This is a genomic window from Veillonella sp. CHU732, from assembly GCF_003992085.1.
Taxonomy (GTDB): Bacteria; Bacillota; Negativicutes; order Veillonellales; family Veillonellaceae; genus F0422.
In genome coordinates this window covers 1-25,339 of the sequence record NZ_RQVC01000010.1, presented here as the reverse complement: position 1 = coordinate 25,339, position 25,339 = coordinate 1, and the positions used below count along the sequence as shown (strand labels likewise).

26 protein-coding genes are annotated in these 25,339 nt (G+C 37.1%); 13 read left to right on the top strand and 13 right to left on the bottom strand.

The annotated features are described in order from the left end of the window. Positions 1-3 precede the first annotated feature (3 nt). The 5 genes from narI to EO121_RS05645 form a co-directional block, all read right to left on the bottom strand. Entirely contained in the window at positions 4-675 is a 672-nt protein-coding gene (narI, locus tag EO121_RS05665) for a respiratory nitrate reductase subunit gamma (protein WP_127166669.1), read from the bottom strand. Next, positions 672-1,196 (bottom strand): nitrate reductase molybdenum cofactor assembly chaperone, encoded by a 525-nt coding sequence (gene narJ, locus EO121_RS05660; protein ID WP_126939905.1) that lies wholly within the window; start codon positions 1,194-1,196, stop codon positions 672-674. Before narJ ends, narI begins: the two co-directional genes overlap by 4 nt. After that, positions 1,196-2,623: a nitrate reductase subunit beta gene (gene narH, locus EO121_RS05655; protein WP_127166667.1), complete on the bottom strand. Its 1,428-nt coding sequence runs from the start codon at positions 2,621-2,623 to the stop codon at positions 1,196-1,198. Before narH ends, narJ begins: the two co-directional genes overlap by 1 nt. Further along, the gene (locus EO121_RS05650) at positions 2,613-6,287 is read right to left on the bottom strand and encodes a nitrate reductase subunit alpha (RefSeq protein ID WP_127166665.1); all 3,675 of its coding nucleotides are present in this window, start codon (positions 6,285-6,287) and stop codon (positions 2,613-2,615) included. The genes narH and EO121_RS05650 overlap by 11 nt, the downstream gene beginning before the upstream one ends. 71 nt (positions 6,288-6,358) lie before the next feature. After that, positions 6,359-7,045, bottom strand: a complete 687-nt coding sequence (locus EO121_RS05645; RefSeq protein WP_370447216.1) for a Crp/Fnr family transcriptional regulator — start codon at positions 7,043-7,045, stop codon at positions 6,359-6,361. A 313-nt stretch (positions 7,046-7,358) separates the two neighbouring features. Here EO121_RS05645 and EO121_RS05640 point away from each other — a divergent pair, with 313 nt between their 5' ends. Continuing rightward, complete coding sequence (locus tag EO121_RS05640) at positions 7,359-8,696, top strand: MFS transporter (RefSeq protein WP_127166663.1); 1,338 nt, start codon at positions 7,359-7,361, stop codon at positions 8,694-8,696. 51 nt (positions 8,697-8,747) lie between these two features. Here the strand turns inward: EO121_RS05640 and EO121_RS08805 are convergent, their stop codons facing one another. From EO121_RS08805 to rpmH, 6 genes are all read right to left on the bottom strand, one after another. Further along, positions 8,748-9,641 (bottom strand): DNA-binding protein, encoded by an 894-nt coding sequence (locus tag EO121_RS08805; RefSeq protein WP_127160616.1) that lies wholly within the window; start codon positions 9,639-9,641, stop codon positions 8,748-8,750. A 261-nt stretch (positions 9,642-9,902) separates the two neighbouring features. Then, positions 9,903-10,667 (bottom strand): RNA-binding cell elongation regulator Jag/EloR, encoded by a 765-nt coding sequence (gene jag / locus EO121_RS05630; RefSeq protein ID WP_127166661.1) that lies wholly within the window; start codon positions 10,665-10,667, stop codon positions 9,903-9,905. 10 nt (positions 10,668-10,677) lie between these two features. Further along, a complete protein-coding gene (locus EO121_RS05625) occupies positions 10,678-11,319 on the bottom strand; it encodes a membrane protein insertase YidC (protein WP_127160614.1) in 642 nt (213 codons plus the stop codon). A 109-nt stretch (positions 11,320-11,428) separates the two neighbouring features. Further along, entirely contained in the window at positions 11,429-11,656 is a 228-nt protein-coding gene (gene yidD, locus EO121_RS05620; RefSeq protein ID WP_009353977.1) for a membrane protein insertion efficiency factor YidD, read from the bottom strand. Further along, positions 11,656-12,009: a ribonuclease P protein component gene (rnpA, locus tag EO121_RS05615; protein ID WP_009353996.1), complete on the bottom strand. Its 354-nt coding sequence runs from the start codon at positions 12,007-12,009 to the stop codon at positions 11,656-11,658. Before rnpA ends, yidD begins: the two co-directional genes overlap by 1 nt. Positions 12,010-12,079: 70 nt before the next feature. Continuing rightward, positions 12,080-12,214, bottom strand: coding sequence for a 50S ribosomal protein L34 (rpmH, locus tag EO121_RS05610; RefSeq protein WP_004692946.1), 135 nt, complete (start codon positions 12,212-12,214; stop codon positions 12,080-12,082). A 418-nt stretch (positions 12,215-12,632) separates the two neighbouring features. On the opposite strand from rpmH, the gene dnaA reads away from it, so the two are divergent. From dnaA to EO121_RS05555, 12 genes are all read left to right on the top strand, one after another. Then, on the top strand, positions 12,633-14,282 hold the full coding sequence (dnaA, locus tag EO121_RS05605; protein ID WP_164725876.1) for a chromosomal replication initiator protein DnaA: 1,650 nt from the start codon (positions 12,633-12,635) through the stop codon (positions 14,280-14,282). A gap of 268 nt (positions 14,283-14,550) precedes the next feature. Then, positions 14,551-15,663, top strand: a complete 1,113-nt coding sequence (dnaN, locus tag EO121_RS05600; protein ID WP_127160611.1) for a DNA polymerase III subunit beta — start codon at positions 14,551-14,553, stop codon at positions 15,661-15,663. A gap of 16 nt (positions 15,664-15,679) precedes the next feature. Next, positions 15,680-15,904 carry an RNA-binding S4 domain-containing protein gene (locus tag EO121_RS05595; protein ID WP_127166657.1) on the top strand — a complete coding sequence of 75 codons (225 nt, stop codon included), beginning with the start codon at positions 15,680-15,682 and terminating at the stop codon, positions 15,902-15,904. A gap of 2 nt (positions 15,905-15,906) precedes the next feature. Beyond that, complete coding sequence (gene recF / locus EO121_RS05590) at positions 15,907-16,998, top strand: DNA replication/repair protein RecF (protein WP_127166655.1); 1,092 nt, start codon at positions 15,907-15,909, stop codon at positions 16,996-16,998. Next, positions 16,988-17,881 carry a DUF721 domain-containing protein gene (locus EO121_RS05585; protein ID WP_127166653.1) on the top strand — a complete coding sequence of 298 codons (894 nt, stop codon included), beginning with the start codon at positions 16,988-16,990 and terminating at the stop codon, positions 17,879-17,881. The genes recF and EO121_RS05585 overlap by 11 nt, the downstream gene beginning before the upstream one ends. 108 nt (positions 17,882-17,989) lie before the next feature. After that, the gene (gene gyrB / locus EO121_RS05580) at positions 17,990-19,891 is read left to right on the top strand and encodes a DNA topoisomerase (ATP-hydrolyzing) subunit B (protein WP_127069374.1); all 1,902 of its coding nucleotides are present in this window, start codon (positions 17,990-17,992) and stop codon (positions 19,889-19,891) included. Between the two features lie 11 nt (positions 19,892-19,902). Then, positions 19,903-21,345 carry an amino acid permease gene (locus EO121_RS05575; RefSeq protein WP_127166652.1) on the top strand — a complete coding sequence of 481 codons (1,443 nt, stop codon included), beginning with the start codon at positions 19,903-19,905 and terminating at the stop codon, positions 21,343-21,345. A gap of 225 nt (positions 21,346-21,570) precedes the next feature. Continuing rightward, positions 21,571-21,990: an AzlC family ABC transporter permease gene (locus EO121_RS08720; RefSeq protein ID WP_206168546.1), complete on the top strand. Its 420-nt coding sequence runs from the start codon at positions 21,571-21,573 to the stop codon at positions 21,988-21,990. 5 nt (positions 21,991-21,995) lie between these two features. Further along, a complete protein-coding gene (locus EO121_RS08715; protein WP_206168545.1) occupies positions 21,996-22,280 on the top strand; it encodes a hypothetical protein in 285 nt (94 codons plus the stop codon). Continuing rightward, positions 22,277-22,606, top strand: a complete 330-nt coding sequence (locus EO121_RS05565) for a branched-chain amino acid transporter permease (protein ID WP_127160604.1) — start codon at positions 22,277-22,279, stop codon at positions 22,604-22,606. Before EO121_RS08715 ends, EO121_RS05565 begins: the two co-directional genes overlap by 4 nt. A gap of 230 nt (positions 22,607-22,836) precedes the next feature. Beyond that, positions 22,837-23,154, top strand: a complete 318-nt coding sequence (locus EO121_RS05560; RefSeq protein ID WP_127160603.1) for a YbjQ family protein — start codon at positions 22,837-22,839, stop codon at positions 23,152-23,154. 214 nt (positions 23,155-23,368) lie between these two features. Next, complete coding sequence (locus EO121_RS05555; RefSeq protein ID WP_127166650.1) at positions 23,369-24,718, top strand: hemolysin family protein; 1,350 nt, start codon at positions 23,369-23,371, stop codon at positions 24,716-24,718. A 157-nt stretch (positions 24,719-24,875) separates the two neighbouring features. Here EO121_RS05555 and EO121_RS05550 read toward each other — a convergent pair whose 3' ends face one another. Then, entirely contained in the window at positions 24,876-25,136 is a 261-nt protein-coding gene (locus tag EO121_RS05550; protein WP_127160602.1) for a Txe/YoeB family addiction module toxin, read from the bottom strand. Then, the coding region (locus EO121_RS05545; protein ID WP_127166648.1) for a type II toxin-antitoxin system Phd/YefM family antitoxin at positions 25,136-25,339 on the bottom strand (204 nt) is incomplete at its 5' end. The genes EO121_RS05550 and EO121_RS05545, both read right to left, overlap by 1 nt.

The following is a 25,339-nucleotide window of genomic DNA, read 5'->3' as shown; positions in this document are numbered from 1 at the left end:
GACCTAGCGACGGTCTCTTTTTCTATACACGATAAATGGTCGTGCTAAGTAATTAAATGGTACGCTTAAACAATGTACTAAACGGCTGAATGGGAATACGATAGCCACAATCATCCAGGATAGCATATGGAACTTAAAGATACCAGGAACATTTTCCATTAAGGATGGGTCTGGCATAGCCATCAATACGCTACGGAACCAAGGTCCAATAGATACACGATAGTCAAAGAATCCAGACGCATTCAATAAGGTACCAGCCATACCACTTACGATAGCTAGTGTAAAGAACAAGTACAACCATACATCCATTTTAGATGTGTTAGCGCGTAATTCAGGTGTTGTGAAACGACGTTTCATAAGCATCAAGAATCCTACGATAAATAGGAAGCCAGCTACAGCACCCATATACAAGGCACCAGCATGATACATATGGTCATCTACACCCACCATAGCAGTCCAAGTTTTAGGAATTAATACACCTACCACGTGACCACCGATAACGCAAAGCAAACCAAAGTGGAACAATGGGTTAGCAATACGCAATTGTTTCTTTTCTAAAAATTGACTTGATTTAGTAGTCCAGTTTCTTTCAAAGTAAAAGAAGCGAACAAGAGTCCCTACGACAAAGAAGGTGAAAGCGATATAAGGCAGGGCGCCCCATAGAAATAAACTCATAGTACACCGTCCTCCAATCCATTTGCAACAGATAAAATAATATCAAATAAGAATGCATACGGCAGTTTTGCTTCAATGAAGCGCTCCCGAATATATTCTAATTTTGGTTTACAGTATTCATAAATTTCTTTTGCTTTTTCTTCTTCGATAAGCGCACATAATTCAAGAATAGCTGGGACAAAGTCTGGCATTTCTTTTGGTAAGTCATAGCCATTTTCAAGGAAAAATGCTTTGTATTTCACAAGTTCTTCTGCTTGTTCCCCTGTACCTTGTAATTCATAAGTAGATAAATACATATTCGTATTTTGACTGAAGTCAAAAGTACGCACATATTGATCTTCAAACTCTTTACGAGGTGTTTCTTCCACATAGTCGAAGAATTCTATCAAGGCTTGACGGAGTTGAGGGTGCGCAACAGATGTTGCGTCCCCCTTCCATTCTTGTAATTCATCGTACCAAGTAGCATCAGGATAACGAAGCAGAAATGACGCAATAAGCGCTATTTTCTGAGCATCATTCATTATTGGCATCCCCCTGTAGGACAGGCAAAACCACGTTTATGTTGCATATCTGCACGACCTTCACGAGACGCTTTGATATCTGTAGGAATCACGAAACGATCATTGTATTTAGACAAGGCTAATAATTTGTACATTTCATACATTTGATCTTCTGTTAAATCGATTGGATGCTCAGGAGCTTCACCGCCTACATCACGACGACGCATATATTCACGCATATCTAATACACGTTGTAATACACGAGCTAACGCATCTGCATTACCTGCTGTAAATAGATTTGCAAGATATTGCACAGGTACGCGCATTTCATTTGCATCTGGTAAGTATACTTCAGATGTAATACGTTGTACGATTGGGCTCAATGGTGGCACATACCAAACCATTGGTAATGTACGGTATTCTGGATGTAATGGTAAGCCCACTTTCCATTCTTTGATCAATTTGTAGACTGGAGATTTTTGTGCTGCTTTAATCCAAGCTTCACCAATACCTTCAGCACGAGCCGCTTTCACTACTTCTGGATCATGAGGATCTAAGATTAAATCCACTGTATTTTCATAGATATTCGCATCATTTTTTGTAGCCGCAGCTGCTTCTACTTTATCCATATCATAGAAGACAACGCCTACATAACGCATTCTACCTACGCAAGTTTCCGCACAGATTTGTGGTAATCCATTTTCCAAACGTGGATAACAGAATACGCATTTTTCAGCTTTATTTGTTTCCCAGTTGTAGAAGATTTTTTTGTATGGGCAAGATGGTACGCAATGGCGCCAGCCACGACATACGTCTTGAGAAACAAGAACTACACCGTCTTCATCACGTTTGTAAATCGCACCAGATGGGCACGCTGCCACACATGCTGGATTCAAACAGTGATTACATAGACGAGGTAAGTAGCGCATGAATACTTTTTCATAGTCAAACACAATATCTTCGCCCATTTTAGCTAAGTTAACATCAGAGCGAGCGTGTTCACCACCAGCCAAATCGTCATCCCAGTTAGGACCCCATTTGATTTCCATTTTTTCTTTTGTTACCAACGAACGTGGACGTGCTACTGGTTGGTTATTTTTACGACCAGAATGGATCAATGTTTCATAGTCATATGTCCATGGTTCAAAGTAGTCTTTCAACTCAGGTTGTTCTGGATGATAGAACAATTTCATCAGACGATTTGTTTTAGAACCTGTAGCCAATGCTAATTTTCCATCGCTACCAACAGTCCAGCCGCCTTTCCATTTCTCTTGGTCTTCCCAATGACGTGGATAACCAACACCTGGGCGAGTTTCTACGTTATTAAAGTACATATATTCCGCACCTTCGCGGTTTGTCCATGTATTTTTACAAGTGACAGAACATGTGTGACATCCTAGACACTTGTCTAAATTTAGGACCATAGATACTTGAGCCTTAATCTTCAAGCCAATCTACCTCCTTCATTTTACGAGCCACAATAGTCATATCCCGTTGGTTGCCAGTTGGGCCATAATAATTGAATCCATAACTTAATTGACCATAACCACCAATCATATGTGTCGGTTTCAAATGAATGTGAGTTGGTGCATTGTGTGTACCACCGCGTTGTTTTTTGATTTGCGCAGCTGGTACGTTGATGTGACGGTCTTGAGCATGGTGCATGTAGGAAATACCACGAGGGATACGTGGGGATACTACAGCGCGGGCTGCGACGATACCGTTTTTATTGAAAGCTTCTACCCAATCATTATCTTGGACATTGATTTCTTTCGCATCATCTTCGTTCAACCAGATTGTTTGTCCACCGCGGAACAATGTTAACAATTGTTGGCTATCGAAGTACATACTATGAGTAGACCACTTATTATGTGGTGTTAAGTATTTCAATGTGATTTGAGGAACTCCTTCTTGTGCATAATCACCTTTCACTGGTGCGTAGGACAAGACTGGTTTGTAAAGAGCCATAGCCTCGCCATAATCACGCATCATTTCATGGTCGCAATAGAAAGATTGACGACCAGTGATGGTACGGAATGGAACTTTATCCTCAGTAGATGTTGTAAATGGAGAATAACGACGGTCTTTATTATTTTTACCTGTACTTGTTACAGATGGAATAATAAAGCGTGGTTGACGAACCATATCTTCGAAGGTAATACGTTCTTCTTCACGACCTTTTGCATTCTTTTGAAGATCTGTTAAGCCTGTTTTTTCTTCCATTGCCTGCCAGGAACGAACTGCCAATTTACCATTCGTACAAGAGGACAATGTTAACACAACATTACAAGCTTCACGCGCTTCATAGATGCTTGGACGACCATGAGATACAAAACCTGGTTGGTTGATGGTACCATTTTGTTCATATAAGGATTGGTAAGCATCAGATACATCCCATGATAAACCATGAGCGCCCACTTTATTTTCAATATTAGGCCCTAAGCCGATGAATTTTTCAAAGATTTTACTGTAGTCACGTTTTACGTGTACAAGATTTGGCATTGTTTTACCTGGAATAGGCTCACATTCACCTTTGCTCCAGTCTAATACTTTACCCAATGGTTGAGCCACTTCACCTGGGCTATCATGACCCAATGGTTGTGCTACGATATCTTCGTATTCAGTGAAACCAGATTCTTTTGCTACGCGAGATACTGTTTCTGCTAACGTACGGAATGTATCCCAGTCAGATTTAGTATCCCATGCGCAATCTACAGCCGCTTGGAATACGTGTACGTATGGATGCATATCTGTGGAAGATAAGTCTTGTTTTTCGTACCATGTCGCTGCAGGGAATACGATATCGGAGTATAACGCAGTAGATGCCATACGGAAATCAATGTCGATTAATAGGTCTAATTTACCTGTTTCTGGAGCTTCACGCCAGTTGATTTCTTCTGGACGTACTGGTGCATCTTCATCTTCAATGACACCATTTTTAGTGCCCAATAAATATTTCAAGAAATATTCATGACCTTTAGAAGAAGAACCAATCAAGTTAGAACGCCATACGAACAAGTTGCGTGGATGATTTTCTTTTGCAGAAGGATCTTCTACGCAGAATTTCAATTCTTTATTTTTCAATGCTTGTACAATGTACTGGTTAATTTCAGCTTCAGTACCTGCGCCTGTAGCACGAGCATCGTTGATCAAATCTTGATAGTTACGGTTGAAAGTAGGGTAAGATGGCAACCAACCTAAACGTGCTGCCAATACATTATAGTCACCAGGGTGTCTGTAACGAGGTGTGGCTAATTTAGATACACGATCTGCAAGGTCGATGCAGTCAGAACGATATTGTTCTGTAGCAAAGTAGAACCAAGATGTACCATTTTGTAAACGAGGTGCTTTACTCCAGTCGTTTGCTGTCATAATACCAGCCCAACCTTCTACTGGACGTAATTTTTCTTGTCCTACATAGTGAGCCCAGCCACCGCCGTTAACGCCTTCTGTACCACAGAACATAATCAAGTTAAGGATCGTACGATAAATTACGTCTGCATGATACCAGTGGTTGATACCAGCACCCATGATGATCATAGAACGACCTTTTGTTTTTTCTGCGTTGTCTGCAAATTCACGAGCTGTACGAATCACTACATCTGCTTTTACGCCAGTGATTTTTTCTTGCCATGCTGGAGTGTAAGGAGTATCTTCTTCATAGCTAGTAGCCACTTCACCGCCTAAACCACGATCGATACCGTAGTTAGCAAGAATTAAGTCGTAAACTGTTGTTACTTGTACAGGACCTTCTTTAGTTTGTACTGTCATAACTGGGATAGCACGTTCAATAATACCTTCATGAGCTTCATCGCCGAAATAAGGTAATTTTACTAATGCAACGGAATCACGTTGATCGATGACAGATAAACGAGGGGAGATTGTCTCACCTGTTGCACGGTTTTCAAGACGTAAATTCCATTTTTTAGGATTTGTATGACGATCACCTAATGTACCATTCGGTGCCACTACTGTATTCGTAATTTCATCGATAACTACTGTATGGAAATCAGCGCCATCTTCTGTGCTACCTAAATCTTGATTGTTCAAGAAACGGCCCGCTTGTAAAGCACCATTGATTTCTTCTACACGTACTAAGAATGGGAAGTCTGTAAACTCTTTCGCATATTCTTTGAAATATGGAGTTTCTTTATCAATATAGTATTCTTTCAGAATGACATGACCCATTGCCATTGCCATCGCTGCATCTGTACCAGCTTTTACATTCAACCAAGTATCAGAGAATGTAGTGGATTCTGCATAGTCAGGAGATACAGATACTACTTTTGTGCCTTTATAACGTACTTCTGCCAAGAAATGAGCATCCGGTGTACGAGTCAATGGTACATTGGAACCCCATGTAATGATGTAACCTGCATTGTACCAGTCACCAGATTCTGGAGTATCTGTTTGTTCACCCCAAACTTGTGGGCTTGATGGTGGCAAGTCAGCATACCAGTCATAGAAGGAAAGTGGAGTACCACCCATAAGGTTCAAGAAACGTGCACCACCCGCATAGGACAACATGGACATAGCTGGAATTACAGAGAATCCTGCGTTGCGGTCTGGACCATATGTTTTTGCTGTATATAATAAGGAAGCTGCTACGATTTCTGTAGATTCATCCCAAGTAGAACGTACAAAGCCACCCATACCACGAGCAGATTTATAACGTTTTGCTTTTTCAGGATCTTCTACAATAGATTTCCATGCTTCGATAGGATTTTTAGCATTTTTCTTCGCTTCTCTCCAAAGCTCAATCAATTCACCACGTACATATGGATATTTTACGCGTAGTGGGCTATATAAATACCAAGAGAATGTAGATCCACGAGGGCATCCACGTGGTTCGTAATCCGGCATATCATCTGGTGTTTTAGGATAATCAGTTGCTTGATTTTCCCACGCAACAACACCATTTTTTACGTAAATGTTCCAGCTACAAGAACCAGTACAGTTTACGCCATGTGTGGTGCGGACTACTTTATCGTAGGACCAACGGTCACGATAAAAATTTTCCCATTCACGACCACCTTCTTCTGTGATTTGATGGCCTGTTGGAGATACGTCCTTCTTGCGAAGAAACTTAAATTTTTGAGATAAAAGACTCATCTCATGTCCTCCTTAAAAATACAAAAAACCCTTGCCTTCGTAGTGCTCACAGCAAGGGGGGATAACCTCAATTATTCGATGTTACTAATATTAGGATCGATGGTTTCGATGTCTAAATCTAATAGCCCGATTAATGCATCAAAGTCACAGATTACCAGATGGTGTTTATCATAGGCTACATAGCCTAACTTTCGTAACTCACTTAGCATGCGGTTTAAACCTTCCCGTGATGTGGCAGTAAATTCAGCTAATTCTTGGTTGCTTAAAGCAATGTCGATATAAATACCGTCATCCCTCTTAATACCATAACTATTAGCTAAACGCAATAATGTAGAATAAAATGCACCTTTCTTACCATATAATAATAAGTCTCTATACTTAGCTTGTTGTCGACGCATATGAAGCGTATAAATCTTCATCATCGCAATGGCTAAGGAATGATCCTTAGCAATAGCAGGCTCAAGTATATCGTAACGTATACAATACACCGAGCAATCTTCCCTTGCTATGGCATTAAATACATACGATCTCGTATTCGTCTCATATAAAGGAACTTCTCCAAGTACATTATTTTTCCCTACTAATCGTAGTGCAAAAATATGTCCAGTGGATTCAAATTTCTTAATACTAAGGCGCCCTCTCTGAACGATATAAAAGTATTCTGCTTTATCACCTTCGTGAAATAAAAATTCTCCTTTTTTCAGATGAACTACTTCACCCGGCAATGCTAGCAATTGATTGATTAACTCCTGTTCCATACTGTCACCATACATCTTTCAGTAACATCCCATACTTATGAAGTTGATATAAACTTAGCTATATCAATTTCTCAATTACATTTTAAATTTTGCGTATGTTACTATTATAACTTATTAATAATTATATAAGTTGTGCTTTTTATCACATTCACATTATATTATATCTTATATAATAAGTGTGTGATTTTAGGCACATATTATAATGAAAGTATGGCATAAGTCAATATTTTTTTATACTAATTTGTGTCTTCGATTTACTGTGATACAAAAAGTATCACAAGTTGTACGTTGAAAGGATTAAAGGAGTGTTCTCATGTCAGAGATGAAAATGCCTCAAATGGGTGCGAGCCGCAAAGAAATTATTGCGAACTGGCAACCAGAAAATCCCGAATTTTGGGAAAAGTTTGGCAAAAAAATTGCTAAACAAAACTTGGTAGTTTCTACCATTGCATTAACGTTATCATTTTGCGTATGGTATTTATGGTCAACCATCGCAGCACAATTAAATGGAGCTGGATTCCATTTCACAACAGAACAGTTATTTACACTGGCTGCCTTCCCAGGTTTAGTAGGTGCTACATTCCGTTTTATTTATACTTACATGCCAGCTTTAATAGGTGGTAGAAACTGGACTTTCATTTCTACAATCATCTTATTAGTACCTGTAGTATGGTTAGGGTATGCTGTACAAGATACATCAACAACCTATGAAACATTTATGATTTTAACAGCTTTGATCGGCTTAGCCGGCGGTAACTTCTCCTCCTCCATGGCGAACATCGGTAACTTCTTCCCTAAAGCTGAAAAAGGGACCGCTCTTGGTATCAATGGTGGTATCGGTAACCTTGGTATTTCCGTTATCTATTTCTTAGCTCCATTCGCAATGGGTTCTGCTACATTAGGTAATATCTTCGGTGTCACACCTGCTATGATTAAAGGTAACGCTGTATACTTAGCCAATGCAGCTTTCATGTGGATTGTTCCATTGATTATTATCTTAGCTTGCATGACTCGTTACATGGATAACTTGCCAATGGCAAAACCAAATCCTAAAGCGCTGGCTCAAATTTTTAGCAACAAACACACATGGGCTATGACATTGTTATATACATGTGCCTTCGGTGCCTTCTCCGGATATGCAGCCGCACTTGGTCTTCTAGTAAATAAAGAATTCCCTGAAATTCCATTTGCTCACATCGCATTCGTAGGACCACTAGTATCTGCCAGCCTTCGTCCAGTAGGTGGTTGGCTAGCTGATAAAATTAACAGCGGTACAAAAATTACTTTCGTCGGATTGATTGGTTTATGTATCACTACTGTATTAATCGCGGTAGGCGTAGATATGCATAACTTCGACTTTTTCTTTGGCATGACTGTATTGATGTTCGTATCATGCGGTTTAGTAACAGGTTCTACATTCCGTATGATTCCTCACATTTTCACAGATGGATTACAATCTTCCTTAATTGCTGGTTTCGTAGGGGCAGTTGCTGCGTACGGTGCCTTCATTACACCAAAAATCTTTGGCTATGTGTACACAACATTTGGAAGTATCCACCCAGCATTTGCAGTATTACTTGCTTTCAACATCGTAACAGTATTTGTATGTTACTGGTTCTATGTTCGTAAAGCAGCTAACATGAATGTATAATTGAATCTTATAAAAAAGAGCACGGTTTACGCCGTGCTTTTTTGTGTGCTTCTAATCTTCTAGTATTGAAAGATATAAATCTAGCCTTTGTTGCATATACTTAGCAAACATATCAGCCATAGCTGATAAATTACCTTTCACATGATATTCATCAAATGCTTCATAATATGCCAAACGATCTGTAAATTTAATATCAATGGGTGGATATCCTGCTTTCATTAATTCTAAGTTGATAAGTAATCTTCCTGTTCTTCCATTTCCATCAATAAAGGGATGTATACTTTCAAATTCAATGTGAAAACGCGCTAACTTAGTAACAATATCTTCTTCACTATGTATATATTGATCTAATAATTGCTCCATTTTAGGTCGAATTAAGTATGGTTGTACTGGTTCATGAGCGGCTCCCATAATTCTAACAGGAACTTTTCTATAGATTCCTCTATCATCTTTTTTATCTGATAATACCAAATAATGGATATCTTTGATAACACTTTCTGAAAGTTCTACTTGATCATTCACTAATTGTTTTACATACTCAAATGCATCTCTATGACCAATTACCTCTAAATGTTCTTTTAATGATTTTTTTCCAATTGTAAGACCTCGCAAAACCATATCGGTCTCACGTAATGTTAATGTATTCCCTTCAATCGCATTTGAATTATATGTAAACTCAGTTAGAAATTCCTCATGTAATCTCTCTAATTCGCCTTCAGTTAAAGGTCTTCTATGTTTCAATAGTTCTAACTTTTCCTCTAATATAGGAATTAAAGACTGTGAACTAGAGTATCTTCCATCTAATGGTTTTATAGCTGTAGCAGGTATTTTCCAAGCTTTCCCTTCACGATAAGCTCCTGGTATCTTCCCTTCTATACATAAAACTCGGACTCGTCTATCAGATAATCCCCATTTTTCTGCTGCTTCTTTAACCGTTATAAACATATATATCCCTCCTATATATTCTATTATATCACTTTATCGGAACAATATGAGTAATTACGGAATAATATTTTAATATATTCGGAATAATAGACATATAAATTTATAATATTATAAAAATCAAAATAATCGCAAAAAGGAGCAGCCCAGGCTGCTCCTTTTCATAGTTATTGATGATCTATTGCTATATGCACAAATCATCCTTTATTATCTCTACAAATAGTATATACACTTATATAAGATTTGATTGTATATAGTAGAAGTCTATCGTTTATAATAAATTACAATATGACGATATGGTTCTTGTCCTTCGCTATCTGTTTTGATATTTTTTTCGTTTTGCAATGCTAAATGAATAATTTTTCGTTCAAAAGCATTCATTGGTTCTAAAGCAATTTTTTGACGTGTACGTCGCACTTTAGCACCTAAGCGATGCGCCAATTGAATCAAAGTTTCTTCACGACGGGAACGATAATTTTCCACGTCCACAACAATTTGGCAACGACGGCGAACTTCTTTATTAGCCACAAGGTTTGTTAAGTATTGGATGGCATCTAATGTTTGACCATGTTTACCAATTAAAATACCTAAGTCTTCCCCATGTACTTGGAATGTGATTTTATCTTTAGTAGTCAATTTTTCAATCTGTACAGATAAACCCATCTTTCCAAACATGCCTAATAAAAATTCTTTACCTGTATCGGCAATGAAATCTTGTTCCGCTTTAGTAATACCATCTTCGACTACCACAGGAATTTCAGTTTCCACTGTTTCCACAGTGTCTACTGTTGTTTCTGTAATAATTTCCACAACTGGTACTACTTTTTCTGCAACAGCAATATTATCTGCTGTTCCTTCTTCAAAGTATACGCGAACAAGAGCATCTTTTTTGCCAAAGCCTAAAAAACCTTTTGATGGCTCTTCTAACACTTTCACAGACGTAACAACACGACCTTGAGATTCAATTTGGGCTGTTGCTTGTGAAGTTGCCTCTTCAATCGTTTTTGCTGACACTTCAATGTAATCCATGCCTAGCCTCCTATTTGTTATTACGATAAATTAATGTTTGTTGTGCTAATTGGAATAGATTTGAAACTACCCAGTAAATTACCAATCCACTAGCAAAGTTTAAACTGATATAGCCAATGAATAATGGCATGAAAATGTTCATAATCTTTGCTTGTTGATTATTACCACCGCTAGCAGATGTTTGTTTACTCATGATATAAGTAGACAAGGCAGATAACACTGGTAATACATAGATTGGATCTGGATCACTCAAATTTGGTAACCATAAGAATTGCGCATATTGAGGATCATATGGATATCCTTGTAATGCATAGAAAATAGCAATCAAGAATGGCATTTGCACAAGAAGTGGTAAACAACCAGCTAATGGATTGATGCCCAAGTCTTTGTACATTTTCATAATTTCTTGCTGTGCTTTTTGTGGATTGTCCTTATATTTGTCTTGGATGGCTTTCATTTTAGGTTGTAATTCAGCCATACCTTTCATAGACTGCACTTGTTTTTGTGTCAACGGTGCTAATATAAGTTTAATAACAATGGTAAGCAAAATAATGGCAATACCATAGCTTGGGAAGCCCATCGATTTTGTTGCCAAAAACGAATATTCCACAAGGCTTCTCATAAAATCTACTAAATATTGAAAGATTTCCATGCCTACTCCTTTTCTTGTTCTCTGTGTTATGAACTTTTATGTACCCATATACGTTATGGTATGGTCTATATTTCATCCATACAGGTACTCAGGTATTTCCAAAACTGTGCTATGGCAACGGATCATATCCACCTTTGTGAAAAGGATGGCATTTCAAAATCCGTTTGATGCCTAAATAGCTACCTTTTAAAGGTCCATACCGTCGCAATGCTTGCAACATGTACATCGAACAGGTGGGATAAAAACGACAAGTACTTGGCTTTAAAGGAGATAGAGCATATCGATAGAACTGAACTAATCCAATTAACAAGTAATTTACAAGTTTACTAATACCCATTAGTTTCTATCCTTTAATAATTTACATTTTTTGAATAGACGCATCATTTCACGTTCTGCTTGCTCATACGTAGCATTGGCTAAATAACCTCGACCTACGACTACAATATGATGACCTTCACGCAATTCATGTTGATGCAGACGATACACTTCTTTCATCAAACGTCGTGCTCTGTTGCGCTGTACCGCGCCACCTACCTTTTTACCTGTGACGAAACCAATTTTACTTTTTTGTTTTGCCACCGGCATATGATAGACCACACAAAGACGTCCTACTTCATAGCGACCGTGCTTATACACTAATTGATATTCATTGTTTTTCCGTATTCTTCTATCTTTTGTTAAACTATTCATAGTTATCCTTTAATACCGTACATACAGAAAAACTTGGCTAAGTCGCCAAGTTCTCTTGCTGTATATTTGATTATGCAGATAAGCGTTTTCTGCCTTTAGCGCGTCGACGTTTTAACACTAGACGGCCACCGATGGTTTTCATACGTTCACGGAAACCATGAGTACGTTTTCTCCAAAGTGTATTTGGTTGGTAAGTACGTTTCATTACAACAACACCTCCTCATGATAGGTTTATTTTTTCGTATACCATAACATAGTAATTATATGTATAAACCCTAATTCTGTCAATATAAACCTTGTTTTTAATAGCATATATATAAACGATATGTAATATAAAAGAAAAGATTTTGGGAAGAAGTATAGAAAAGTAAAAATGAATCCCTTAGAATGCATAGTAAAGAAAAAAAGTTTTTGGTATAATAAAGCTATACACCAACAAAGGGTTATAAACAAGTTTTCCACATTTTTCACATCTTATCCACTGATTTATTCACACTATTGTGGATAGAAACAATTCTACTTATTATCTTGTTTATGAACTCTTTTTCTTTGTCTATTTTTTAGTTATCCACATTATGATGATGTGGACAAATAATTCTTATACACATACAGGAAGGTTTATTATGAGTGACTTAGATCTCTACTCCCTATGGGACCAAGTGATGCAAAAAACAAAAACAAAAATGCCCCAGCAAATGTGGGACTCCTTGGTCGTTAACTCCTTAATGCCCTATTCTATGACATCTACCATTCTAACTTTATTTGTTATGGATCCTAGCAAGTTAAAATATATTCAAACTCCATTGGTCCATAACCAAATCGTAGAGGCAGCAAAAAGTTTACTTCCTACCTTACAAATTATTGACTATCTAACGGATACTGCTACGGCAGATACATCTTCATTGGAGACAATACATACATCTCCTTCGGATATTCCTCCGATGCCGCCTATCGATATGCCTTCTATTGAAGATACAACAATGGAAAGTTCTCCATCTCCTATCATTCCTCCCCCTTGGGATGCAGAAGAGTATGACGAAGTATTACCAGAAGGAGTAAGCCGTCCTAGTTATGATTCTCCTGTCATCATTCAAAGAAATACTTCTCCTTCACAAGGCATTCAAAAACCAGTACCTACTGATTTATTTGCTTCTAAAACAACCTCTCCTATACCACCAGCACCGACTGTACAACGGGATATGAGAAGTTCTTCGAAATCTCATTTAAATCGTGCTTTCACCTTTGATAATTACATTGAATCTAATTCTAACCGCGTTGCATTTAGCGCTGCGAAAGCAGTGGCAGAAAATCCAGGACTTCGTTACAATCCTCTGTATATTCACGGTCAATCTGGTCTTGGTAAAACCCATTTAATGCATGCTATTGGCAATGAAATTTTAGTCAATAATCCATCCGCTAAAATTATGTCTATTACTAGTGAAGATTTTATGAATAGTTTCATTGAATCGCTACGGACAAAAACACCAGATCAATTCCGTCGTAATTTCCGAGACATTGATGTACTCATCATTGACGATGTACAATTCTTAGAAGAAAAAAATAAGAAAACTACACAGGAAGAATTTTTTAATACGTTTAACCACTTATTGAGCCATAATAAAGCCGTTATTCTATCCAGTGATAAGCCGCCAAAAGATTACAAGGAAATGGAAGAACGATTAATCACACGATTCAACAGTGGTCTTACTGTAGAAATTGAAGCACCAAATCCTGAGATGATTGAAGCCATCATCCATGAGGAAATCGATCATCGTCGCAGTGAATACCCAACATTATATGTTCCAAAAGAAGTTGTCCATCTATTTGCACAATACTTTAATAAGCGAAATATTCGTGAATTAAAAGGTGCTTTTGAAACATTAATTACACAAGCAGCAATCACCAATCGATTAGAAACGATTGATGTAGAATTTACCAATAAAGCCATCAAAGACTTTATCATCCATACAGAAAAAATTGTATTATCCATCAAATACATTCAAGAATTTGTAGCAAATTATTTCAAGATCAAGCTAGAACATTTAATCAGCCAAAAACGAAATAAGCAATATGCCCATCCACGCCAAATTGCTATGTATTTAGCTCGTGAATTAATTAATGAAAGTTACCCTCAAATTTCATTTGCTTTTGGTAAAAAAGACCATACTACCGCATTGCATGCGTATGAAAAAATTTCCAGAGAAATGGAAAAAGATCAAGATTTGCGATATACCATTGAGAGTATTCGTGAAGAATTAGAAGAAGCTAAATAATCACCAATCTGTGGATAAGTATGTGCGTAACCTGTGTACACTTTGTGCCTAGACTGTTAACAAAGATCGACTTACACACAAGTGAATTTCGCATCTGTTACTATGTGGACAGTTGCCATTTTCTATTCCCATTGTTGTAAACATGTGTAAAACATTGAAATACAAGGACTTTATACACCTATCCACTTGTACACGCGCCCTACTACTACGGCTAATACTTTAAACAAAAACACTTTAACATAGTTATATTAGTCATAAGGAGTTAATGATGAAACTTCAATTTAACAAAACTGAATTAGTGAAAGCCATGTCACTATTCCAACGTGTAGCAAGTAATAAAACAAGCTCTAACTTACCAGGATCTATCTACATTTCTACAAAAGATAATTACGTAGAATTACAAGCCAATGACTTTGAAATTGGCATGCGATCCCAAGTAGATGCTACCATTCTTGAACCAGGTACGATTGTAGTAGGTTCTAAATACTTTCAAGAGATTTTAAAAAAATTACCAGGTGAACAAGTAGAATTATATAAACCAGACAATTCTAATCAATTACAAATTAAATCCGATCATTCTGAATTTAAATTAGTCACCATGCAAGTAGAAGATTTCTCCTTGGTGGAACAAATCCAAGATGATAATAGTATTATGATTGACGGAGAACAGCTAAAACAATTAATCGACTTAACTGTATATGCTACTTCTACGGATACAGATCGTCCTATCTTCTGTGGTACTTTAGTAGAAATTGAAGGCAATGAGCTGACTATGGTAGGCACTGATACACATCGTATGGCTGTTAAAAAAGTTACCTTAGATACAGCTCTTGAAAATCCAATGCGTATTGTCATTCCAAAACGTACTGTAGAAGAAGTGTCCAGAGTATTACCATCGGATCAACCTGTTATGGTTAAATTAATTTGGAATAGAAATCAAGTAGCTATTATATTTGATAGTGTATATATTATTTCAAGATTAATTGAAGGTACATACCCTGATTATAAACGTGTTATTCCTGCAAAATTCGATGCTAGTGCGATTTTAAATCGCCGTGAATTTGCTAGTTCTTTGGATCGTGTGTATTTTATGGCAAAAGATATGAGTTATTCTGCTATTCGTTATGATTGGGAAGAAAATCAAGTTACATTAAGTTCTCAAAGTGCTGATATTGGTATGGTAAAAGATATTGTTTTATGTACTTTTGAAGGCAATCCTTTCACTATTAATTTTAATGGTAAATATATTGATGAATTATTGAAACATAGCACAGGTGAAAGAATCCATATGTACTTGCAAGAACAAGGAGCTATGGTGATTCGTCAAGATAATAATGACCATTACACCTATGTGGTAACACCAGTTCATACACATAATTAAGAGAAAAGAGGAAATCATGAATCAAGAAACTGTATCCATTCATACAGAATATATTCAATTAGATCAACTGTTAAAATATGCCAATGTATTATCAACAGGTGGTCAAGTTAAAGTATTATTAGAAGAAGAAAAAATTACTTTAAACGGCGTATTAGTCACAGAAAAACGAAAAAAAATCTATCCTAATGATGTGGTGACTATTGCTAATGAAGTAACAATCACTGTGGTGAAGGAGGCTTAATTGTGTATGTGACTGAATTGGAACTCATACATGTTCGCAATCATTGTCATAGAACTATTACTTTCACACCAGAAATCATTGTCATCCATGGTCCTAATGGAAAAGGGAAAACAAATATCCTAGAATCTGCGTATATTGCCACGATGGGGCACAGTCATCGTACATCGGATATGAAAGATGTCATTTCTTGGAATGAGGATGAGGCTAGTATTATCGTTCACTTTATGAAAGCTGATACGCCTCATACGTTGCAGATTAAATGGGGGCGTCAAGGAAAAAAAGTTATTCGTTTGCATGATAATCCTCTATCACAAAAAGAATTGGTAGGCACTTTGAATACAGTCATTTTTTCTCCAGAAGATTTAGATTTAATCAAAGGTACTCCTTCTTTACGCCGTCGTTTTTTGAATATGGAAATTAGTCAGACTAGTCCTCAATATTATCACCAGCTTACGATGTATCAGCGAGCTGTACAACAGAGAAATCGTATACTTAAAGAATATAGTCATACGAGTAAGGTACCAGTACAAGATTGGGATGAACAAATTGCTACGTTAGGCTCACAAATTATTCAAAAACGATTGGAAAGTTTAAAAAAATTAAATCAATTAATGGATTTAATGAATCGAAAACTAACCAATGGTAAAGAAGATTTACGATTGCAATATACTCAACCTTATAGTGAGAAACAACTATTAGTAACAAAAGATGCTTTATTACAGGCTTTACAAGAAAATTTATCAGAGGATCGGCGACGATTACAAACATCAGTGGGACCTCATCGTGATGATATAGTTTTTTATTCAGGTTCTATGGATTTAAAACGATTTGGATCACAAGGACAACAACGAACAGCAATTTTATCAGTTAAGTTAAGTGAATTAGAATATATTAAATCAGAAGTAGGAGAATATCCTATTTTACTATTAGATGATGTACTCAGTGAATTAGATCAAGAACGTCGTTCTAATTTAATCAAATTCATTCATAAACGTGTACAGACAATCATTACGACTACTGATACAACAGATACAATGGACTTAGATAAGGTGCAGTATATAGATTTGACGGAGGAAATACCACATGGAGAGTAAGTTAGAATCCCTTACAGGAGTAATGGATCTTCGTGATGCTATGTTACAAGAACTAGGTATTTATGAAATGTATCGACTTATGAAACTCTATCAGGATTGGGAATCTGTCGTAGGACCTATGGTGAGTGGACAAGCAAAATTAGTGTACATAAAGCCACCTGTTATCGTAGTTGAAATTGGTCATACTGTATGGATGCAAGAGATGACTATGCGCAAACCACAGTTACTGGAAGCATTGCGTGAGTATTATGGAGAATCCATTATTACAGATATCAAAGTACAACTCCCACGACGTGCTTTACAAGACCAGCTTGTATCAGGGGATGCCTTAGATATGACACCTGTTTATGAGGAAACTATAAACTTTCATCAAATTGTGTTGCCCTCTGAGATTGTGCAAAGTATAGAAGAGTCTGTTCGTATAATCCGCCATGAGGAACTCCGACAAAAGGTATTACAAACACGTATGGAGCAAGCGAAAAAAGAATTTGTACTGCAGCAAGAGCATTTTCATCAATGTCCTACCTGTGGTCGTTGGCAATCGGAAGGTTCTGCGAAGGTATGCCCTCAGTGTGAATATAAAAAGTATAGACATATCATTCGTACGGTAAAAGGTTTATTGAAGGATTATCCTCATTATAAGTATGACCAAATGAAAGCAATTGCTCCCTGGTGCACCTATGAATGGTATGAAGTGGCAAAAGAAGAAAGTATTTATTATTATTTAACTCGCTTGTTTCAAGGATCTACGGATGCGAATGATATGTATTGGGCTACTATGTTAATTACATCGAAATCCCAAGAAGAATTGTCTTATGAACAAGTTGTAAATATTACAAATAAGTATCGTTGGAACGAAACAGATAAAATGCAAGTGAAATAAAGGCTTAGACTTTCACAGAGATAGTAAAGTATTGTATAATAGAATGTATTATATAGAATATGGTGACCAGTATGGGATGTCATTATATAAATAGTAGGAGGATGTCAGATGGCAGAACAAACGAATTATGATGCCGGTAATATACAGGTCCTCGAAGGCTTAGAAGCCGTTCGTATGCGACCTGGTATGTATATTGGTAGTACATCTGCCCGTGGATTACATCACTTGGTGTATGAAGTTGTAGATAATAGTGTGGATGAGGCCCTAGCGGGGTATGCGACGCATATTGAAGTGACCATTTGTGAAGATAATAGTATTGAAGTTATCGATGATGGTCGTGGGATTCCGACAGGGATGCATGAAACAGGCATGCCTGCGGTAGAATTAGTATTATCCAAACTTCACGCAGGTGGTAAATTTGGCGGTGGTGGATATAAAGTGTCCGGTGGTCTTCATGGGGTAGGTATTTCCGTAGTAAATGCTTTAAGTGAGTGGACTATCGTCGATGTATACCAACATGGAAAAATTCAAGAAATTTCCTTTGAACGTGGTAATAAAACGTCTGATTTGAAAGAAATCGGTACGACGGATCGCACAGGTACGACAGTACGATTTAAACCAGATGCACAAATTTTTGAAACCACCATCTTTGAGTTTGATGTATTAAAAACTCGCTTACAAGAGTTGGCGTTCTTGAATAAAGGTTTACGTATTACTTTGTCCGACAAACGTGGAGAAGGTCGCAGTGAAAGTTTCCATTACGAAGGTGGCTTAGTACAATTCATTGAATATTTAAATGAAGCGAAAGAAGCTATCACACCAAGTGTTATTTCCATCGATAATACTCGTGACGATGTAGTGGTAGATGTGGCATTACAATATAACGATAGTTATAGCGAAACGATTTTGTCCTTCGTTAATAATATTAATACTATCGATGGTGGTACGCACTTGAGCGGTTTCCGTACAGCTTTAACACGTACGTTAAACGATTATGGTCGCAAGGCTGGTATTTTGAAAGAAAATGAAAGCAACTTGACTGGGGAAGACGTGCGTGAAGGCTTAACAGCTGTGGTGAGCGTAAAAGTATTAGAACCACAATTTGAAGGCCAAACAAAAGGTAAATTAGGCAATAGCGAAGTCAAAGGGATTACAGATACTATCGTATCTGATGGATTGCGTGTCTTCTTGGAAGAACATCCAGCAGAAGCGAAGAAAATCATCGAAAAAGCAACTAATGCGAGTCGTGCTCGTGAAGCAGCTCGTAAAGCTCGTGAATTGACACGCCGTAAAAATGCTTTAGAAGTGAGCTCTTTACCTGGTAAATTGGCAGATTGCTCTGAAAAAGATACGACTATGACAGAAATTTACCTTGTCGAAGGTGATTCTGCGGGTGGTACTGCAAAGCAGGGCCGTGATCGCCGTTACCAAGCGATTTTGCCATTACGCGGTAAAATTCTAAACGTAGAAAAAGCTCGTCTTGATAAAATTTTAGCCAATGCAGAAATTCGTTCCATGATTACTGCCTTTGGTACAGGTATCGGACAAGACTTTGATATTACGAAGAGCCGTTACAATAAAATCATCATCATGACCGATGCGGACGTGGACGGCGCGCATATTCGTACTTTATTATTAACATTCTTCTATCGCTATATGCGACCATTGATTGAAGAAGGTCATGTATTCATTGCACAACCACCGTTGTACCAAATTAAAAAAGGTCAAAAACAGTGGTATGCCTACAGTGATCAAGAACTTTCAGATAGACTGGACGAAATTGGACGTGAAAATATTACCATCCAACGTTACAAAGGTCTTGGGGAAATGAATGCGGAACAATTATGGGATACAACGATGAACCCTGAACATCGGACAATCCTACAAGTCAGCATGGAAGACAGTATTGCAGCAGATAAGATATTTAGTGTTTTGATGGGGGATAAGGTTGAACCTCGTCGAAAGTTTATCGAAGATAATGCTGAATATGTACGAAATCTTGACTTATAAGGAGAAGTCCTATGGAAAATAATAAATTAAAAAGAAGTTTAAAATCCCGCCATATGAATATGATTGCATTGGGCGGTGCCATCGGTACAGGTTTATTTGTAGCCGGTGGTGAAGTAGTGAGTACAGCAGGTCCTGGTGGTGCCTTAATTGCTTATAGCTTCATCGGTATCATGGTATATTTCTTGATGACTAGTTTAGGGGAAATGACTACGTATTTGCCAGTATCTGGTTCCTTTGGTACTCATGCCTCTCGCTATGTAGATAAAGCTTTAGGCTTTGCCTTAGGTTGGAATTTTTGGTTCAACTGGGCCATTACATTAGCGGCGGAACTCGTAGCGAGTGCGTTCATTATGAAATATTGGTTCCCTGATGTGCCAGCCATCATTTGGTCTGCCTTGTTCTTGCTGATTCTATTCGTATTGAACTATTTTTCAGCTCGTTCCTTTGGTGAAAGTGAATATCTATTCTCTAGTATTAAGGTTATTACAGTTATCGTATTTTTACTATTAGGTACATTATTGATCCTTGGCGTAGGTAATCCATCTCCAGGATTCCATAATTGGACCTTAGGTGAGGCACCATTTGTAGGGGGATTCTCCTCTATCTTAGCTATCTTTATGATTGCTGGGTTCTCTTTCCAAGGGGTAGAATTAATCGGTACTGCTGCTGGTGAATCGGAAGATCCAGAGAAAAATATTCCAAAAGCCATTAACTCTATTTTTTGGCGTATTTTGCTGTTCTATATTGGTTCATTCATTGTCATTGGTTTCTTAATTCCTTATAATGATCCAAACTTATTGAACAGTTCTGTAGAAAATGTGTCCATCAGTCCATTTACATTGGTATTTGACCGTTTCGGATTTGACTGGGCAGCTCATTTCATTAATGCTATCTTATTGATTGCCGTATTATCTGCTGGTAATTCTGGTTTATTCTCCTCCACACGCATGCTTTATGCATTGTCTAAATCAGGAGATGCACCAAACGTATTTGGTTCCATTAACAAACGAGGTGTACCAGTTCCAGCATTATTGGCAACAGCAGCTTTTGGTTTGTTTGCCTTCTTAACATCCTTAATTGGGGAAGGTCAAGCTTACACTTGGTTGATTAATATTAGCGGTATGAGTGGATTCATCACATGGGTGGGCATTGCTATTGCACATTATCGTTTCCGTCGTGCTTATGTGGCACAAGGTCATGATGTATCCAAATTGCCTTACAAAGCATCTTGGTTCCCATTTGGTCCATTGTTTGCTTTGGCATTGTGCTTGATCATTATTGCTGGTCAAAACTATACAGCCTTCATGGGTGAAAGTATTGACTGGTATGGAGTATCCGTTGCGTATATTGGTCTTCCAGTATTCTTCGCTGTGTACTTATGGTATAAAGCAAAATATAAAACAAAAGTAGTTCCTCTAAAAGAAGTTGACTTATCTCGCGATTTTGAGGACTAATAGAAACAGCCTATGGGAAGAAATTCCCGTAGGCTGTTTTGCTGTTGCTAAGTAAATTTATAAGTAAGATAGGATACTATAGGAAGTAGGTTATAAGATAATTTTTTGTTGAGTTCTTATATATTTTATGAATATATGAGTATTCTAGAATTTGATAATATGATAGTATAGTAAAAGTGACAATTAAGAGTCTAGTGACATATGGTGAGAGAAAGGGGAATATACATGGAAACAAAAAGAACAACAAATACAATATGGTCTGCCTTTCGATATGGTTTTCTTAAAATAACACCGTTATTATTGGGATTTTTATTTTTAGGACTATCCTATGGCATTTATATACATTCTATGGGATTTTCTTGGGGCTATACATTGGCATTGAGTGCTCTCATTTATGCAGGGTCTATGGAATTTGTAACTGTAGCTATGTTACTATCTCCCTTTGATCCAGTAAGTGCTTTCTTGATTACACTCATGGTTAATGGTCGTCATATATTTTATGGATTATCCATGCTAACAGTGTATCGGAATACAGGGTGGTTAAAAACGTATTTGATATTTGGAATGACAGATGAAAGTTTTTCTATCAATTATATATCACAAATTCCTACTGAAATTTCCAAGAAATGGTGTTATTTTTTGTAACTCTATTGAATCAGTTATATTGGGTTGTGGGTTCTGTCATAGGTAATCTTTTTGCATCTGTATTATCTTTTAATGCGAAAGGATTAGAATTTGTACTAACTGCACTCTTTATTGTATTGGCTTTGGAGCAATATAAAATGCAACGAAATTTGATTAGCTCTGGCATAGGATTAGTGATTCCTGGCGTTGCCTTGATTGTATTTGGCAGTGAACACTTTATGATTCCTGCTATGATTGGTATTGTGGTGATGCTAAGTCTATTACGTAATACAATGGAGGGAGAGCAATGACTTTCACGGAACAAATTATAACCATTGCCATTGTTGTACTAGGCACCATGGCAACACGATTTTTACCATTTATCATATTTAACTCGAAAACGAAAACACCTGCTTATGTGCAGTATTTAGGTAAAGTATTGCCATCGGCGACGATGAGTTTGCTGGTTGTATTTTCTTTACGACATGTGGACTTATCTGGTGTGTATCATGGAATGCCGGACATGATCGCCGTAGCTGTGACGGTATTACTCCATTTGTGGAAGGGCAATATGTTTCTATCCATTGGGGGCGGAACGATATTGTACATGGTTTTAGTGCAACAGGTATTTATTTAATAGTATCCATGTGTTATTAGAGATATCATGAGGTGGAATCGTGACAATACTTTGGCAGTATGACTATATGAGTAAGGTATCATCACTATAGTAAGCAAATAGAAAGGGTCTGTGAAAGCCTTTTTAGCTAGCTCTGTTGTTTTACTTGTATAGAAGGAATTATTCTAAATATGATATAATACGAGTAATGAAATTTGAATTAGATTCAGTTTGAATATAAAGGAGATATCATGATTATTACAACAACAATGCAAATTGAAGGACAACCAATTAAAGAATATAAAGGAATCGTATTTGGAGAAGTTGTAGAAGGTCGTAACTTTGTGAAAGACTTTTTCTCTTCTATTCGAGATGTTGTAGGGGGTCGTAGCAATAGTTATGAATCATCTTTAGCTAGCGCTCGTGAAGCGTCTTTAAAAGAAATGGAAAAACGTGCAAAAGCTATGGGAGCCAATGCCATTGTAGGCGTATCTGTAAGTTATGAAACATTGGGCGAAACGAATGGTATGCTCATGGTAACATGCACAGGAACAGCGGTTGTTATTTAGTATGTGTTAGAGTTACTTTTACAAATAGCAACCAAGTATTATATAAGAATGTAGAAGTATTTCAATATATTTTTTTAGTATTGAAATATAATTTAGTAAAAATAGACAGTAAGTATTGTACTAGAATACATAACTATTCAAAGTTAGTAGATGATTAGTTAGATACATGTAGTATAGTTTTATAGATAGGAATCGATAAGGAGAGATAGAATCAGTGGGCAGTGACATAGGTATAGAAATTTTAATTGTAGTCATACTCATCATTTTAAATGGTCTATTTTCCATGACGGAATTAGCTATTATTAATGCTCGTAAAGGGTTATTAGAAGAAAAGGCAGAAGCTGGTAGTAGTGGAGCTCGCATGGCCATTGAGCTAGCGGAAGATCCAAATGAAATGTTTTCTACTATACAAATTGGCATTACTTTGATTAGTATCGTCACTGGTTTGTATTCTGGAGCTACCTTTTCCGATCCTATGGCGACATATATTAAAGAACATATACTATGGCTAGCTGATTATGCGGATACGATAAGCCCTATTTTTATCGTATCCTTAACAACCTATTTATCCTTGGTCATAGGAGAATTGGTACCGAAACGGTTGGCCTACAATTCTCCAGAATCCATTGCCATCATGATGGCCATCCCTATGAAATACTTCGCCACTATTACAAAACCATTTGTGGCACTTCTCAGTATGTCTACGACGATGCTATTGAAAGTATTAGGCGTCAAACACAAGGAAGAAGCACCGGTGACGGAATCGGAAATTAATAAAATGCTCGTACAAGGTGTGGAACTAGGCGCTTATGAAGAAGAAGAGCCAGTGTTAGTAGAAAATATTTTCCGCTTAGCTGACCTCGATGCCAGCGATATTATGACACCTCGTACGCAGTTGACGTGGATTGATATTAACGCTAGTGATGAGGACATCCTAGAAACCATTATGGAATGTAATGAACATCGTATTCCAGTAGGTGACGATTCTTTGGATGAGTTGAAAGGATTAGTGTCTTCCGTGGATGTGTTGGCACAACAGATGAAAGAAAGCCATCGTCCGATGAAAGATATTCTAGCTTATTGCATGCGTAAACCAGTGCTTGTACCAGAATCCTTGTCCTTAATGAAAGTATTATCTACTTTCAGAGAAGAAGGTACTCATGAAGCTATTGTACTAGATGAATATGGTGGCATGAGTGGAATGATTACGTTCCACGACATTATGGAAGAAATCGTGGGATTGATGCCATCTGGAGAAGAGGAAAAGAAAGAAGAAGAAAATCGTATTGTTCAACGAGAAGACGGTACGTATCTTGTAGATGGTCTTATCAGCATTGAAGAACTGAAAGAATACTTTGAAGTGGATGAATTATTACCAGGTGAAGAAGAGGATCTGTATAAAACATTAGGGGGATTCGTGACCTACTTAATCGGTCGTATTCCTAAAGAAGCTAATCGCTGTCACTATGGGCCATTGCAATTTGAGGTCATGGATATGGATAACACGCGGGTGGATAAAGTAATGGTGACACGGAAAGTAGCGGTGAAGAGTAGTTTAGACTAGAATTATGTATTTTAGATGAATCTATAAATAGATTACAAATCCTAATATGTAATGATTTTTAGAGATTTATTCTATGGAACAGAATGATTATTGGATAAAAAATATAAATAAAACAGAGGAAAGTTGATGATAAAGTACGACTTTCCTCTGTTTTATTCTATTCATAATGTGTCCATAAACTAATTATTTTAACAACTTTTTCTTCCTCAAAGATCTCATACACAAGTCGATGTTGGATATTAATGCGACGTGAATATAGACCCTCTAAATCGCCTACCAATTTTTCATACCTTGGCGGTGTTTGGTAAGGATTTACTTTAATAATCTCTAGTAATGCCTTTGCTTTTGTATCAAGTTTTGCAGATTTTAACTTAGGTATATCTTTCACAGCAGATTTTGTATAAGTTAACGTATACATTACCAAATAACCTCTTCTTCTGAAATACATTCGGATAATGGAGTGTTTTTTCCTTCTAGTAAAGTTTCTTTCATACTAGGTTTGGATGTTAAATATAAAGTTTCTAACAAGGATAAATAATCATCTTCACTTAATAGGACGGCATTACCATCTTTAGTGCTGATGCTAAGTGGTTCATTGTATTTAATAGTCTGTGTTAAATA

What these genes read in the sequence shown, in the direction of transcription:
- narI (WP_127166669.1), bottom strand. Translation starts at nt 675, where the DNA reads ATGAGTTTATTTCTATGGGGCGCCCTGCCTTATATCGCTTTCACCTTC.
- narJ (WP_126939905.1), bottom strand. Translation starts at nt 1,196, where the DNA reads ATGAATGATGCTCAGAAAATAGCGCTTATTGCGTCATTTCTGCTTCGT.
- EO121_RS05650 (WP_127166665.1), bottom strand. Translation starts at nt 6,287, where the DNA reads ATGAGTCTTTTATCTCAAAAATTTAAGTTTCTTCGCAAGAAGGACGTA.
- EO121_RS05645 (WP_370447216.1), bottom strand. Translation starts at nt 7,045, where the DNA reads ATGGAACAGGAGTTAATCAATCAATTGCTAGCATTGCCGGGTGAAGTA.
- EO121_RS05640 (WP_127166663.1), top strand. Translation starts at nt 7,359, where the DNA reads ATGTCAGAGATGAAAATGCCTCAAATGGGTGCGAGCCGCAAAGAAATT.
- EO121_RS08805 (WP_127160616.1), bottom strand. Translation starts at nt 9,641, where the DNA reads ATGTTTATAACGGTTAAAGAAGCAGCAGAAAAATGGGGATTATCTGAT.
- jag (WP_127166661.1), bottom strand. Translation starts at nt 10,667, where the DNA reads ATGGATTACATTGAAGTGTCAGCAAAAACGATTGAAGAGGCAACTTCA.
- EO121_RS05625 (WP_127160614.1), bottom strand. Translation starts at nt 11,319, where the DNA reads ATGGAAATCTTTCAATATTTAGTAGATTTTATGAGAAGCCTTGTGGAA.
- yidD (WP_009353977.1), bottom strand. Translation starts at nt 11,656, where the DNA reads ATGGGTATTAGTAAACTTGTAAATTACTTGTTAATTGGATTAGTTCAG.
- rnpA (WP_009353996.1), bottom strand. Translation starts at nt 12,009, where the DNA reads ATGAATAGTTTAACAAAAGATAGAAGAATACGGAAAAACAATGAATAT.
- rpmH (WP_004692946.1), bottom strand. Translation starts at nt 12,214, where the DNA reads ATGAAACGTACTTACCAACCAAATACACTTTGGAGAAAACGTACTCAT.
- dnaA (WP_164725876.1), top strand. Translation starts at nt 12,633, where the DNA reads ATGAGTGACTTAGATCTCTACTCCCTATGGGACCAAGTGATGCAAAAA.
- dnaN (WP_127160611.1), top strand. Translation starts at nt 14,551, where the DNA reads ATGAAACTTCAATTTAACAAAACTGAATTAGTGAAAGCCATGTCACTA.
- EO121_RS05595 (WP_127166657.1), top strand. Translation starts at nt 15,680, where the DNA reads ATGAATCAAGAAACTGTATCCATTCATACAGAATATATTCAATTAGAT.
- EO121_RS05585 (WP_127166653.1), top strand. Translation starts at nt 16,988, where the DNA reads ATGGAGAGTAAGTTAGAATCCCTTACAGGAGTAATGGATCTTCGTGAT.
- gyrB (WP_127069374.1), top strand. Translation starts at nt 17,990, where the DNA reads ATGGCAGAACAAACGAATTATGATGCCGGTAATATACAGGTCCTCGAA.
- EO121_RS05575 (WP_127166652.1), top strand. Translation starts at nt 19,903, where the DNA reads ATGGAAAATAATAAATTAAAAAGAAGTTTAAAATCCCGCCATATGAAT.
- EO121_RS08720 (WP_206168546.1), top strand. Translation starts at nt 21,571, where the DNA reads ATGGAAACAAAAAGAACAACAAATACAATATGGTCTGCCTTTCGATAT.
- EO121_RS05565 (WP_127160604.1), top strand. Translation starts at nt 22,277, where the DNA reads ATGACTTTCACGGAACAAATTATAACCATTGCCATTGTTGTACTAGGC.
- EO121_RS05560 (WP_127160603.1), top strand. Translation starts at nt 22,837, where the DNA reads ATGATTATTACAACAACAATGCAAATTGAAGGACAACCAATTAAAGAA.
- EO121_RS05550 (WP_127160602.1), bottom strand. Translation starts at nt 25,136, where the DNA reads ATGTATACGTTAACTTATACAAAATCTGCTGTGAAAGATATACCTAAG.